At 40.4% G+C, this 13,215-nt stretch carries 17 protein-coding genes and 1 tRNA gene; 6 read left to right on the forward strand and 12 right to left on the reverse strand.

Annotation, left to right across the window (positions count from 1 at the left end; genetic code table 11):
- Positions 1 to 233 precede the first annotated feature (233 nt).
- On the forward strand, positions 234 to 926 hold the full coding sequence (locus H6F41_RS01200; protein ID WP_190401631.1) for a hypothetical protein: 693 nt from the start codon (positions 234 to 236) through the stop codon (positions 924 to 926).
- A 46-nt stretch (positions 927 to 972) separates the two neighbouring features.
- Here the strand turns inward: H6F41_RS01200 and H6F41_RS01205 are convergent, their stop codons facing one another.
- From H6F41_RS01205 to H6F41_RS01230, 6 genes are all read right to left on the reverse strand, one after another.
- The gene (locus H6F41_RS01205; protein ID WP_408962527.1) at positions 973 to 2,418 is read right to left on the reverse strand and encodes a uracil-xanthine permease family protein; all 1,446 of its coding nucleotides are present in this window, start codon (positions 2,416 to 2,418) and stop codon (positions 973 to 975) included.
- A gap of 157 nt (positions 2,419 to 2,575) precedes the next feature.
- Positions 2,576 to 2,809 carry a hypothetical protein gene (locus tag H6F41_RS01210; protein ID WP_190401633.1) on the reverse strand — a complete coding sequence of 78 codons (234 nt, stop codon included), beginning with the start codon at positions 2,807 to 2,809 and terminating at the stop codon, positions 2,576 to 2,578.
- 2 nt (positions 2,810 to 2,811) lie between these two features.
- On the reverse strand, positions 2,812 to 3,399 hold the full coding sequence (locus H6F41_RS01215) for a hypothetical protein (protein ID WP_190401634.1): 588 nt from the start codon (positions 3,397 to 3,399) through the stop codon (positions 2,812 to 2,814).
- 35 nt (positions 3,400 to 3,434) lie between these two features.
- On the reverse strand, positions 3,435 to 4,223 hold the full coding sequence (locus H6F41_RS01220) for a YoaK family protein (protein WP_190401635.1): 789 nt from the start codon (positions 4,221 to 4,223) through the stop codon (positions 3,435 to 3,437).
- Between the two features lie 150 nt (positions 4,224 to 4,373).
- Complete coding sequence (locus H6F41_RS18715; RefSeq protein ID WP_199288605.1) at positions 4,374 to 4,910, reverse strand: hypothetical protein; 537 nt, start codon at positions 4,908 to 4,910, stop codon at positions 4,374 to 4,376.
- Positions 4,911 to 5,551: 641 nt separating this feature from the next.
- The gene (locus H6F41_RS01230) at positions 5,552 to 6,034 is read right to left on the reverse strand and encodes a DUF4079 domain-containing protein (RefSeq protein WP_190401636.1); all 483 of its coding nucleotides are present in this window, start codon (positions 6,032 to 6,034) and stop codon (positions 5,552 to 5,554) included.
- A 425-nt stretch (positions 6,035 to 6,459) separates the two neighbouring features.
- Between H6F41_RS01230 and H6F41_RS01235 the strand changes: the two genes are divergently transcribed.
- On the forward strand, positions 6,460 to 6,666 hold the full coding sequence (locus H6F41_RS01235; RefSeq protein ID WP_190401637.1) for a hypothetical protein: 207 nt from the start codon (positions 6,460 to 6,462) through the stop codon (positions 6,664 to 6,666).
- 39 nt (positions 6,667 to 6,705) lie between these two features.
- On the opposite strand, the gene H6F41_RS01240 is transcribed toward H6F41_RS01235, so the two are convergent.
- Both H6F41_RS01240 and H6F41_RS01245 read right to left on the reverse strand, forming a co-directional pair.
- On the reverse strand, positions 6,706 to 7,101 hold the full coding sequence (locus H6F41_RS01240; RefSeq protein WP_190401638.1) for a DUF1818 family protein: 396 nt from the start codon (positions 7,099 to 7,101) through the stop codon (positions 6,706 to 6,708).
- A gap of 130 nt (positions 7,102 to 7,231) precedes the next feature.
- On the reverse strand, positions 7,232 to 7,456 hold the full coding sequence (locus H6F41_RS01245) for a DNA-directed RNA polymerase subunit omega (RefSeq protein WP_190401639.1): 225 nt from the start codon (positions 7,454 to 7,456) through the stop codon (positions 7,232 to 7,234).
- A 167-nt stretch (positions 7,457 to 7,623) separates the two neighbouring features.
- On the opposite strand from H6F41_RS01245, the gene H6F41_RS01250 reads away from it, so the two are divergent.
- The 3 genes from H6F41_RS01250 to H6F41_RS01260 all read left to right on the forward strand — a co-directional run bounded on the left by H6F41_RS01250 (position 7,624) and on the right by H6F41_RS01260 (position 9,966).
- The gene (locus H6F41_RS01250; protein WP_190401640.1) at positions 7,624 to 8,340 is read left to right on the forward strand and encodes a response regulator; all 717 of its coding nucleotides are present in this window, start codon (positions 7,624 to 7,626) and stop codon (positions 8,338 to 8,340) included.
- 252 nt (positions 8,341 to 8,592) lie between these two features.
- Entirely contained in the window at positions 8,593 to 9,150 is a 558-nt protein-coding gene (locus tag H6F41_RS01255) for a photosystem I assembly protein Ycf4 (RefSeq protein ID WP_190401641.1), read from the forward strand.
- A gap of 81 nt (positions 9,151 to 9,231) precedes the next feature.
- Positions 9,232 to 9,966: a peptidylprolyl isomerase gene (locus H6F41_RS01260; protein WP_190401642.1), complete on the forward strand. Its 735-nt coding sequence runs from the start codon at positions 9,232 to 9,234 to the stop codon at positions 9,964 to 9,966.
- A 69-nt stretch (positions 9,967 to 10,035) separates the two neighbouring features.
- Here H6F41_RS01260 and H6F41_RS01265 read toward each other — a convergent pair whose 3' ends face one another.
- The 4 genes from H6F41_RS01265 to H6F41_RS01280 all read right to left on the reverse strand — a co-directional run bounded on the left by H6F41_RS01265 (position 10,036) and on the right by H6F41_RS01280 (position 12,746).
- On the reverse strand, positions 10,036 to 10,437 hold the full coding sequence (locus H6F41_RS01265) for a hypothetical protein (RefSeq protein WP_190401643.1): 402 nt from the start codon (positions 10,435 to 10,437) through the stop codon (positions 10,036 to 10,038).
- 73 nt (positions 10,438 to 10,510) lie between these two features.
- Positions 10,511 to 10,990 (reverse strand): pantetheine-phosphate adenylyltransferase, encoded by a 480-nt coding sequence (gene coaD, locus H6F41_RS01270; RefSeq protein ID WP_190401720.1) that lies wholly within the window; start codon positions 10,988 to 10,990, stop codon positions 10,511 to 10,513.
- Positions 10,991 to 11,091: 101 nt separating this feature from the next.
- A complete protein-coding gene (locus H6F41_RS01275) occupies positions 11,092 to 11,733 on the reverse strand; it encodes a chorismate lyase (protein WP_190401644.1) in 642 nt (213 codons plus the stop codon).
- 185 nt (positions 11,734 to 11,918) lie between these two features.
- Complete coding sequence (locus tag H6F41_RS01280) at positions 11,919 to 12,746, reverse strand: YaaW family protein (RefSeq protein WP_190401645.1); 828 nt, start codon at positions 12,744 to 12,746, stop codon at positions 11,919 to 11,921.
- A 217-nt stretch (positions 12,747 to 12,963) separates the two neighbouring features.
- Here H6F41_RS01280 and H6F41_RS01285 point away from each other — a divergent pair.
- A tRNA-Val gene (locus H6F41_RS01285) sits at positions 12,964 to 13,036 on the forward strand.
- Positions 13,037 to 13,215: the final 179 nt, after the last annotated feature.

Here is a 13,215-nt window from a genome sequence, read left to right on the forward strand (position 1 = left end):
TATTTCTAACCATTGTATATCAAGTTACAAAGCCTCAGTGCTTACACAAAAGCAACTTAAATCTCAACAGATTTTTTCCTCGGATAATGCCGCTTTCAAGATGGTTTATTTGGCAATCATGATTTGTTTTTTTGTCAATCACTACAATACTCTCATCCAATCTAAGATTCTTATTATTCCCCCTTGATCCCCCACCCCTTTTTTTATATTGAATTTTATAAATGTTATTAGCTATGAAAAGTAATTCCTTAGATCAACTTTTTTACTCCAGTCTGGTCACTGAACATATTGTCCCCAAAGGCAGAGATTTTGCTTTTAAAAGATGGCATAACAAATTAGTTGAATCTGCAAAGCAATATGACGGCTTTTTACGATGCGATCTCTCCCCACCGCTTAGATGTAAAGATCAAATTGTCAAGTGGTATTACATTACACATTTTGATTCGCCTGAGCATCTGAATGAATGGATGGAATCAAGTGAGCGCAAACAGTTATTAGAATCTGGACGAGAAGTATTTTCTGCTTATCGATTTAAGTCTTTTACAACTGGCTTAGAAGGCTGGTTCTCAATGCAGTCAGGTAATTCAGAATATAAAGGATTAGGTCCTTCGCGATGGAAGCAGATTTTAGCAGTCGTTTTAGGGCTGTATCCTGTGGTGATGATCCAAGCGATCGCCTTTTCAATTTTAAAACTGATGCAATCTTGGTCATTAGCAAACTCAATGATTGTGAACAACCTAATTACTTCCACAATATTGAGCTTCGCAGTAATGCCTTTTGTATCAAAGCGGTTAAGTTTTTGGTTGCGCCCAGCCTATCTACCGATATCCCGTAGAGCTAATTTAATCGGTACAATTATTGTCTTTGTTAGCTTGGGGTTAATGGTAATCATATTTAATTTGGCGTTAGCACTCATACCGCAATAAAAAAGCCTCGCTAATCGAGGCTTTTTTATTGCGGTATTGAGAAAAACTAAGCAGTATTTTCTTGGGTTACAAGAACTTCATCCTCAAAACGAGGCAATAGCCAACTAAGTAAAATAGCGGTCAAACCACCTGTAGAGATAGCAGAACCAAAGAGGTTACTGAAAATCGGTGGTTTACCTACGAAAATATCAGGCACAAATACTACTCCTAAGCCTAAACCAAGGGATACTGCAACAATAATCATTGAACGGCGATCCAGTCCTGCGGATACGACGATATTTAAACCCGCTACAGCGATCGAACCAAACATAACTAGAGTTGCACCCCCCAAAACAGGCTGTGGCAGAGCTTGAAATACACCACCAATCACAGGTAACAACCCTAGGATTGCAAAAATGCCAGCTACAAAAAAACCAACATAACGACTACCTACGCCCGTCATCTGAATCACACCATTATTTTGGCTAAAGGTAGTGTTAGGAAATGTGTTGAGAACCGCAGCAATTAATGAATTAATTCCATCTCCCAGAACTCCACCCTTAATACGACGAATATATACTCCACCTTTGACTGGTTCTCCAGACACTGCTGAAGTTGCTGTTAAATCGCCAACAGTTTCGATCGCTGTCAAAATATAGAGCAGAATGAAGGGCAAGAAGGCTCCAAAGTCAAAACTGATGCCATAACGAAGAGGGATTGGAATTCTGAAGAAGGGAAGTTGACTTAGTGAGCTAAAGTTAACAATACCAAGGAACAGAGAGATAATAAAGCCAACTACTAGCCCGATGGCGATCGCACCCATTCTCAAAAAGCGGTTACTAGAAAGGGTCAAAATCACCACGATTAGCAGAACTGTTGCACCCAGAGCAAGGTTTTGAAGGCTGCCAAAGGAACCATCTTTTTTAGCTAAAGCGACCGCACCACCAGCTAAGCTAATCATCCCAGTTTTAATCAGTCCTAAACCAATAATCATTACCACCGTTCCAGAAACAACGGGAGTGATGATTTTATTTAAGAGATGTAAAAACTGACTCAAAATAATTTCGACAAAAGCCCCAAACAAGCAAACTCCAAAGATCAGAGCTAGAGCTTGTTCTGGAGAACTACCTTTTTGGATCGCAACAGTTCCTACACCTAAAATCGGTCCTAGGAAAGCAAAACTGGTTCCTTGTAAACTTAGTAAACCTGAGCCAACAGGGCCAATTCTTTTACATTGAATATAAGTACAAATTCCAGAGGCAAAGAGCGACATACTAATCAAATAGCTAGTATTCGCTGCGTCTAATCCCAAGCTAGTACAGATAATAATTGGCGGCGTAATGATGCCAACAAAGGCTGCCAGAACATGCTGAAAAGCCACAAAAATTGCTTCTATAACAGGGGGTTTATCATTAAGCCCGTAAATTAGTCCAGATTTACTGACTACTGGAGTCTCTGCGATGTTGTTGTCATATTCATCATCTAGGGCGAGAGCCTTTTCTGCATCCATAATGTCTTGCTTACGTGATTTGAAATGTGGACTCTGTATACTGTATACAAAAAAGCTGAATGATTCCGCTAGAATCACTACAAAATCAGAAATCCCTTCTCTTCTTGTGTTAAAAAGATTTCTCTAAAGAAAAAAGAGGTGCTTTGCACCTCTTTTTTCTTTAGAGAAATCTTGAGCTAAGTCGCCGTAAAATATGAATTGATTCATGCCAGAGATAGTTGGGAGTAATGCCAAAGCCAACTTTTGCTACGATTAAGGCGATCGCCACAACTGCTAATGGTATGAGAAGAGATTTTGCAATCTTTTCTAAGGATGCAAATATGATCATTGCAACAATAATTGCTGCTACTAAAAGCAACCAATCTTCAAAACGACCTGACATAATACTGTCCATTTTTATTCCTCTATCTCAATATTTTTCCTTTTGGCAGTGATTTTTTCGACAATTGATTCTACAGATGGGACTAAGGGAGACTTATCTTTTGCCATTTGCATACCAGCAGTGATTTTTGCGCCAATTTCTTCAGAAGTCGGAATAAATAGTTGCTTATTTTTTAAGAATAATGACTTCTTTTGAGCAGGTGTAAGTGTAGCAAAGATATCTTTTTTAGGAATAGCTTTAAATACATTACTCAGTTTGCTTTTTTGGGCTGGAGTGAGTGTCACGGCTTTAAAGGCTTTACGAAAACTAGTCCCTGATGCAACTTTAGTTGCAAATTCGGCTTGCTGTTCTGGAGTTAAAACACTCTCAATTTGTGGCAAGATTTCAGTCTCTAATTGTTTGAGAAGGTCAGATGCTTTATCAGTAGGTGCTGCGGCGGATTCAGTGGTAACTATTCCAGAAGTTTCAGATGGTTCTGATATCTCGGTTGCCGCAATTAGTGTCATCGGTGCAGGAATCATTTTTGCTTGCACTGCATTACCTGTGAGTAACCCCACAAAAATTACAGCACTGATAAAAAGGCATAGTAAACGTTGTTTCATTGGATTTTCCTTGAATATTTGAAAACTTTAAAAGCTTAATCAACAGATTTCTGACCATGTTCAACGTAGGCAGCGATCGCCAAAACTGAGATGATTATCAAAGGTAAAGACAGACTCCACCAAGACTCAGAGACTAAAACAAAGTAAGCTGCTAACAATCCACCAAGGGCAAAACCTACGATCGTGGGTACAAACCTGCTGATGCGTTCTAAGGATTCTTCAGCTTCAGTTTGCGTTAGTTCAGTCTGATTTTTGGCAAGCTTTGCACTCAAAAACTGTACTACATCAATGGTTAGTTGGGTGGTATTTCCCGTCATGACTGTCGTGGGAATATAGCTTTTAAATACTCCTTTCGCTTCTTTCATCAAAGCATTCTGAATTGCCATGGCAATTACACCAGAGATGCCAATGGGTAGAATCAGCTCCTCTTGAACATCAAAGAGCAATTCTGGCGAAAGGGTCATTCCCAATGATAGAAAGATGGCTAAGGCGATCGCTTCAGCAGTCAATAACACTCCAAATACACACCACTTTTGACTACGAGCATAACGAGCAAGCAGAGAAGTCAAAGCAACAGTTACAACAAATGTTGGTAACATCAGTAATCGGGTGATCGTTGTCTCAGGGTCTGCGCTAACAAAGGAGGAACCTGCTAAAGCAATGTTTCCAGTTACATGGGCGGTGAATAGTCCAAATAGAATAATAAATGCAGAAGTATCCACAAATCCTGCCACCCAACTTAATAAGAATCCTGCTGGTTTATCGCTAATTAGGTAGGCACTCAGGCTGAATTTAGATTGCGATCGCGGAATTGCCGAAGTCATTTTCTTGCCTTGAATTAGATCATGGATTATTTATTGGTATAGAGTTTTGCAAATGAGTGCATACCCATTTGCAAAACCAAAGACAATCACAGTAAAGGTTTTGAGTTTTCATCTTGCCTACGACAAACTCTAAATCTCTCTAACTTCTGACTAAGGAGTAGTTTCAGTTTCTACTGCTGTTTCGGCGGCTGGCTCTGAAGGTGTTGCTTCTGGAGATTCTGACAATTTCTCTTCTTCAATCACAGCAGCTTTTTCCGCTTCCTTAGCTTTCTTGGCTTCGAGTTTAGCGGCTTCCTTAGCTTTTTTTGCTTCGAGTTTAGCAGCTTTTTTAGCAGCTTTTTCCGCAGCTTTCGCTTCAGCAGCTTCAGCCTCGGCAGCTTCCTTTAGCTTCTTGGCTTCGAGTTTGGCGGCAGCTTTTGCTTTTTTTGCTTCGAGTTTGGCGGCGGCTTTTGCTTCGGGAGTTTCTGCGGTGGCTTCATTTTCTACCACTGCATCAGCCAATAGTAAGGGAACCGTTTTACCATCAATTTGCGATCGCATCTCAGCAATAGAGCCATCAAAATTAGAGGTGATGATATTTGCCTGTGCATTGATTGGATTGCCTAAGAAGACACCCAGCATAATTACTAGGGCTAAGCAAAGGCTACTGACTTTAGTAAGTAATTTAGAACTAGGGGATTTGAACATACAGCCGAACTTATTCCTACGCATACTTTTACAACTCTGGTTTTTGATTGCCAAAACTAATTAGTAAATCCAATCTAAATATAGTAATCAATACTTTACTCAAGAGATTTGATATCACTAGCAAATATTGTTGCAATATCAGTAAAAGATTAATTAAGCTGCTTAGTTTACTTGTTAAATCAACAAATTAGTTTGACATATAAACTTCATTACAACAGAATCCTTACAAAACAATAGTATTCTAAGTTACTTTTTTTGACAGTATTGAATTTAAACAGCTTATCTATTTAAATTTATTTAATATTTTTTCATGAAAAGCTTTTAAAATAGATAGTAAATATATATTTAATTGAGCATAAAAAATAAAAATGCATACTATATAATGCTTATACAGTATGCATTTTAACTCTGATTTTTAATTACACTTTGTTTTTGATTGTCTTTGCTTAAAACGATTTTTTGAATAAGTTTTTAAAATCATATAATATCTAAATTAATAAGCATTTAACTTATTACTTTTATCTTTAAAAAATCAATAAAATACAATCATTATTGTTGATGATGTCTGAAATATTGGCAACTATATATAGCATCATTAAAACTGGTAAGCCTGAGCTTGTTTTATGAGTGCATAAAATCTATTAAGATGCTTTTGCCATTTGTTCTAAAATTCGCTGCACAATATTTAAACCCGTAAGCATTTGCCACGAGAAAATTCCAATAATTATTGCGTTAATTGAGATATGGGAAACTCTTGCCCATTCTTTTCCCTGTTGCATTAATGGTGCGAGAGAAGCTGATGTCGCGGCTAAAAATGCTAACCCTAAGCCTGCAAATAAGTGTGCCCCGATTGCAAGTTTGCCACTGCTGTTATAGGTGACTGCCATTCCTCCAATTGCACCTCCGACCATTAGCACCAAAAAGACTGCTCCGATTTTGTAATGCTGAAGGTTGTAACGCTTAGATATTAATGCTTTCTTGATTTCGCCTTCAGATCTCCGCGCCTTGCGATATTGCAGTCCTAAGTAGGCTGCATAAATGGCGGTGGCAAAGGTGACAGTCATCAATACTGGATGGATAAATGTCACAATCGGCTGCAAGGGCTGTGGAATAGGAATAACCATAGAACTCTTAAGACTCAGTAACTGAGTGAATAAACTTTCTAAAATTTTAGAATGTACATTTATCTATGTATACAGTATACACAGATTTACGATATGACAAGATCAGGGTGACAAAAAAGTTGTGATTTTCTGCCGTTGCAGAGATTCAGACAGGAATATAAGTAAGCTTCGTGATTACGCCTCTTTCTGTAGCGTTGGTATTGTTGAGTTGGCTCCTAACTGACATCTTTACAATTGCGGCGCTTTTAGGAAAAAGAGATCAGTTGATATATATGCAAAGGTAAACCAAACGCAGAAAGTCTTTACAATAAATCAGTTAGGTTAATACTTTTCTATAGCTATCGTCATTCTTGCTAGAATCCAAAACTAGAAGACGAGTGACGATAGCTACAGAAAGAACAATAAATTTATTCAAAACATCAATCATGTCACCCGATTATATAAAAGCCCAGTTAATTCTCTTGATTTCCATCGTTGCGGGTATTGCTTTTGTCGGCTGCATTTACGAACTATCCTATGGCGCACCCGACTTTGGCTTTGCCGCCACTTGGGCAATTTTGATCGCCAGTGTGCCAGTGGGTGTCTATAGCTTTGTCAAAGCAGTCAGCCTAGCCAGAAAATCGATGGAATAGAAATAGGGTGCGATATTCGCACCCTTGTTTTTTTACTAATTAAGTAATTTGGATATCCGTCAGATTTGCGATCGCAGTCAATAAAAAAGGTACAGCCTCCGCATCCCAAAAACCTTCGCAGCATCGCCCTGCTAGTAGCTGCAAATGCAGGGTAAACGCATGGGGATAACCATTTGCCTCAAGGCTAATATCTTCAGTCTCTAGCGTACAAGAAATCTTTTCACAGTCAGATAGCTCTGCTGCCATCAGTTGCATCGTTTCAGCAAGTTGTCTTGCCAAACGACAAAAATCTTTAAACTCACCCTCAGTTAACTCGATTGCCCAACTGTCAGTCCCCACCAAACCCTTATAAAGTTCGACATCTGAGCGCCAACCAATGCGCCAATCGTCACCGCGCAATAGCTGCTTACTCTCTTGAGTTATGAAATTCAACATAATCTATGCAGCGCTTTGCGCTGAGTTAAAACCCATATAAATTTTGAGAAGCACTGTTTTGCGGTGCTTCCCAAAATTTATATGTAATGTTCAAACAAGCGGTACATTGCACCACTCACTTTAGGTATCCTCAATCACTTAAAATTTCAGGCTGGGAAATTTCATCAGACATTTCCATAATGGCTCGTAAGATTGGCTTCATCATGCGATCGTCATAGTCATCATCTTCGTAGCGTCTGAGCTTAGCGCGATTGGCAACTTGCACAGTAATCCGATAACGGTTAGAAGAAGCGTTTATTAATTCTTCGACACGACGAATAATTTGTGACGAATCAATAGAGTAACGTTTTGCCATAAAACCGAAATAAAATAAGGATCTCAAGTTTAACGCGATCGCGCCGATCTTGCAGCAAAATCCTAATTTTGTGTAATTTCAGGAAAACTATAAAACTCAGTTTCATAGCAATGATTACTGTAATATGATAATGTCGCATAGCTATTTGGGGCGGATTCTGAAAATCCATGACTGCAAAAAAAGTACTCGTAATTGACGACAGCATCATGATCCGCAAAATGGTAAAAAGCATTTTGGCAGGCAAATATGATGTCTTAGAAGCAAGTGATGGTAAATCAGGCTTAGATGCTGCTCGTAAGACTTTCCCTGACTTAATTTTACTTGACTTCGTAATGCCGAAATATAACGGCTATCAAACCTTACAGGCGATTCGACGTGTCGAAGGATTGCAAAAAGTCCCTGTAATTATGATCTCAGGGCTAAAAGAACAAGTCACTGAGCATGTTCCTGAACCATTTACAGAATTTGACTTTCTTGAAAAACCTTTCGAGGCAGATGTCCTAGTCTCGCGCATTCACAACTTTTTAAATCCTGTAAGTGAACCTGTCCAAACGGTAACAACACCAGTTGCAAGGGTTGCCGACACAGTGTCTACAGCACAACTAGCCCAGCCCCAACCTATTGCTGCCGAAGTTCAGCCCACACTCCAAACAATTATCCATCGACTGACTGCGACTGAGACTCTATTAGTACAAGGCATCGAAAACTTAATTCAGCGTGAGGTTGTCGCCAGATTTAATGAGCTAAATACTCGCATAGATCATCAGGATAATGAGATCAAGGTCTTAAATCAGCGAATGAGTAAGATTTCTGAACAAATAGATCATCAAAATAAGGGTCTAATGGTGATTTTACGAGAACTCAAGGCTTTACAAAATAAATAAATATAGCGCTTTGCGCTTACTTAAACACAAAAAGATAGTGGCAGTGCAAAACATCGCCACTATCTTTTTGTGTTTAAGTAACCAGGCATAATTAAAACCCAGAGCTAAAACCTGTGGCGCACGCTGCGCGTGCGCCACAGGTTTTAGAGTTTTATATTTAATTGCGCCAGTTATTATTTCCTTGGTAACAGGCTGCAAGCCGCTATATACTGTTGTTTTCTAGATAGTAAATTTTTAATCCTATTTCAACCGATGGTAACTACAAAATCTCAATCCAATGTTCTGCGATATGACATTGTCGGGTCACGACGCTTTAGTAACTATTGCTTTGCGGTTATTGTTGCCATAGGCGCGTCGGGCTTTCTATTAGCAGGTATTTCCAGCTTCTTAAAAATCAATTTACTGCCATTTTCTGATCCCCTACAACTAGAATTTGTGCCGCAGGGTTTGGCGCTATCTTTTTATGGCGTGGCTGGTACTTTGCTAGAGCTTTACCTCCTATATGTAATGGCGATTGACTACGGCAGTGGATACAACGAGTTCGATCGCAATACTGGTAAGGTCAAGATTTTTCGTCGTGGACGCACACAAAGCAACAACCTCGAATTTACCTATAAGATTACTGATGTGCAGGCTGTGCGTGTCGAAATTCGTAATGGTCTTAGCCCTAAGAGAGCTTTATATTTGCGTGTAAAGGGCAAGGGTGACTTGCCTCTATCGGAAGTCGGTCAACCAATTTCTTTAACTGTCCTCGAAGATCGGGCTGCGGAAATTGCTAAGTTTTTGGGCGTACCATTGGAAGGATTGTAGAAAAAGTGAGTTGCGGTACTTTACACCGCAACTCACTTCTGGTTTTTAGTTTATAAACTTATTTAAGAGCTGGAAATGAAGATGTTACGTTGGATTTTGAGTTGTGTTTTGGTAGTGACCGTTTTTATCACTGGATGCAGCAATAATGCTAGTGTCTCAGCCAGTCAAGCCCCCACTGCGATCGCAGAAGCCCCAAAATCATCACCATCACCTAGCACAAAGCCTGAAAACGAGCTAGAGGCTGCCCTTGCTAAGTTTGTACAACTCAAGGGAAAGGCAACAGTCGAACTAAAATTAAAGTCTGGTACTGTCAAAATTGAGCTTGACGGCAATAGTGCGCCACTCACCGCAGGTAACTTTGCGGATTTAGTTAAGCGTGGCGTTTATAACGGGTTAACCTTTCATCGTGTTGTCAAAGAACCATCTCCCTTTGTGGCTCAGGGTGGTGATCCCCTTGGCAATGGCACTGGAAATTTTGTTGATCCTGTTAGTTCCCAGCCGCGCTATGTGCCACTGGAAATTTTGCCCGATGGGGCAAATCAAAAGCCTGTCTATGGTGAAATTTTAGCGCCTACACAAAAGCCTAAGTTACGCCACAACAAGGGGGCGATTGCCATGGCAAGATCGCAGTCCCCAAACTCAGCATCCTGTCAGTTTTATTTTGCTCTCGATGATATCTATTTTCTTGATGGTTCCTATGCTGTATTTGGCTATGTAACTGAGGGGATGGATTTAGTCGAAAAGATTCAAGTTGGCGATCGCATTGAGTCAATGACGATCACTTCAGGTGAAGAAAATATTAAGCAACCTGCCTAATCTTTTAAAAAACAAATCCCAAATAAACAAAGACGGCGTTTCGCGCCGTCTTTGTTTATTTGGGATTGCTTATCTAACGCGAATATATCTTGTGCTGGGGCGTGAAGGAAAAGGACTATAAATTGAGTGGATTTGGTTAGGGAACTGTGATAGATAATTCACTCTCGGCAAAATCGGCTGATTCCACGAATTACTATAGTTATAGTTGGGAACTACTTGATGAATAACTCTTCTAGAGCCAATATTACGCTGAAAGCCATTGTTAAAACCATTCTGGTAGGTGCGATTGTACCTAGTTGGGTAATTATTAAAGTAAACAGGCTTACGAGTATTGACACGGTAGGGATTGTAGATCCTATTGAAGGAAGGACTTGAGCCAAATCGGATGTTAATCGAGACATCAGCTAGCGCCGAGCTGACAAAAGTTGTTGCAGCCCCTAGTAATGTGAGCGCTGAGATCATAATTTTCATAGGTTTAATGCTCCTTGAGATTTAATGCACAAACATGAAGCCACCTATCCCTAATGTAACGCAAATTTAGTTGTCAATTTGTTTGAAACTTTTGCCTTAATGCGATCGCAACTTCAGGGGTGACTAAATGACCAATTTCGCCACCAAAGCGGGCAATTTCGCGAACGACACTACTACTCAAAAAACTATATTCATTGGATGTCGATAAAAATACGGTTTCGATATCATTGGCTAGGGTTTTGTTAGTATGAGCCATTTGTAATTCCAACTCAAAATCAGAGACCGCCCGCAAGCCGCGAATTAGCACCTGAGCTTTTTTGAGACGGGCATAGGTAACTGTCAAACCTGTAAAAGTATCGACATCAACATTTTCTAAATGCTGCGTTGCTTCTCGAATTTGCAGCATTCGCTCTTCCATCGTGAAAAGAGGCGTTTTATTAGGATTGCGTAAAACCGCCACAATGACCCGCTCGAATAGATGACTGCCTCGCCGAATAATATCGAGATGCCCAAAGGTAATCGGATCAAAACTTCCTGGATAGATGGCAATCAATGCGGTCACCTATTAGCTACGCCAAAGATTATACCGTTTTGCGAGCTAGAGAAATTTCACACCTACCTACTAGTGGCGGCGCAAAGCGTCGCCATTATTACCTAGAGACTACTAGAACCAAGATACTTGCCGATCGCAGGGGAATAAACCTCATAGATCATCGTGATTGGCTCACCCCCATGCCACAGTAAATAATGTCTGCCCCAGTAAGTGTCAATTTCTGAACCAAAAGCTGCCGTCAAGTTGGGACATTTACCCTTATAAATTCCTTTAAGATCGCGGTACAGTTCAGTATATTTTTGATTGAGACTGACCCAAATTGGTAAAGATGGGTCTTTGAGATACTTTTGCATGGTTGCCTCAGACCACCAAGAAGTCGCATGGGAAAAAATTTCGCCAGTCTGCTGCGATCGCAAAAAGATTTGTCGGCGAATTCTGGGTGCAGCAATTGCTGCAATATCTGCTGGCGCATTGTCATCACTGTCACCAATGGGGGTCATTGCCACAACATCAACCGAGATTTGTGATTGAGTAAGCAACTGCAAATGCCTTGTCGGTGCTCCATCACCTAGCAAAAACATTTGCCAGATCGGAGAGAGCAGATTAAAAGGCAAGCCTTGACGCATATCTTCTTCACTGCCTTGCCACATCGGTGCTTCGATGCGATTCCAGTCAGATATATTTTCAGGATTGGCAAGCTGATTAGTGGGAATTTTTAGAATTTGCGGAGACGAAGATTTCATACAGGATTTCTCTTAACAATCCGTAACATATCTCCATTGTAATGCGATCGCACCCTAAAAAAATAAAGTATTGCCAAGTAACATAACTATCGCCAGTCTTGCTATTCCCTTCCCAATCCAAAACTGAGTGGCGGCGCATCGCGCCACCACCTAGTTTTTTGGTTTTATGTGACTACAGCAATAGTTCATGACATTCGCAATAATCTGATCTGGGCAACAATAAAAATTGCGGGAATAATTCGCCCATAGTTAGTAGCAATCGCCCGCCAGCCAAGATCCGCAAAAAACAATCCCCAAAGCGCAGGTGTAATTACTGAGAATACTGTGCGGGCGGCCGTGTATTGAGTTGCCGCCGCCGCCATACCTCGTTTAGCAAGGTAAGTTGATACATAGGCATTTAAACGGGTGGCGATCGCCGTGCTGCCTGCCTTCAAAACTTCATAGCCAACTTGATAGGAGGCAAAGTGCCACGCCATCTGTCTCGCAATTGCTGTCAAAACCGCCGAACGTACTACAGTGCTAACTGCGATCGCACTACCACCCTTAACCAGCAAACTCATGGGATTACGTTGGGCATCAAGGGGCAAGGCTCTTTGTAAATCTGACTGGGTAAGTGCAGTTTGCATCGATTCGTCAATGCTAGAACGTTCCTGTGGCGAGAGTTTTTTCCATGAATTGCTGATCAAGTTGAGAAACAGCTCTGACTCAATTTCTTCAATGGTTTGCTTTTTAGAATATTTAATATTGAGGTGCTGACATACACGCTCTAAGACTTCACGGTAACTAACCCCATTAGTTTTGCGGCGTAAAACCGTAAGCCCATCAGCCGCCAGAAATCGAAAACGTTTTGCGATCGCATCAATCAGCTCATCACGATCCCATGCCTGTAATTCTTGTATTGGCGGCGTAGCAAAATAATCAAGGGGATTTAACTTGCGCCGAAAGAGGATATCTGCGATTTGGTGTAGCTCCTCATCGGTCGCTAATGCCAAGACATTGCTCAATTCTTCCATTGCCGCATCTACTCAAATATTGAACGTATATTGAACAAAAAGTCGCTAGAATCATCTAAGCTTACAGTGCAAAGCGCCATACTGAAAGCATTTTACATGACGAAAAAATTAATTTAAGGAAGACTTAAAAAAATATTTTCCAAATGCTTGACTAAAAGTGATCATGATCTGTTATATTAATTGAGGTCAAAAAAAGACCGCCACTAATCACAAGCAAGGGCGCTTAGCTCAGTTGGTAGAGCGTCTCGTTTACACCGAGAATGTCGGGGGTTCGAGTCCCTCAGCGCCCATACATTACATCTGCATACATAATTCATTTAATCAATATTTAAGCAACATCAGTAGAATTTAACTGTGATCAATGCTGTTCAAAATGTCGGCAAGTCGATTCAAAGTAAGCTAATACATAGACCAATAAAAGCACAGAAACCAGAAAAGGTGCAAAGCGTCCTTTCTGGTTTCTGTGCTT

Source organism: Pseudanabaena mucicola FACHB-723 (genome assembly GCF_014696385.1).
Taxonomy (GTDB): Bacteria; Cyanobacteriota; Cyanobacteriia; order Pseudanabaenales; family Pseudanabaenaceae; genus Pseudanabaena.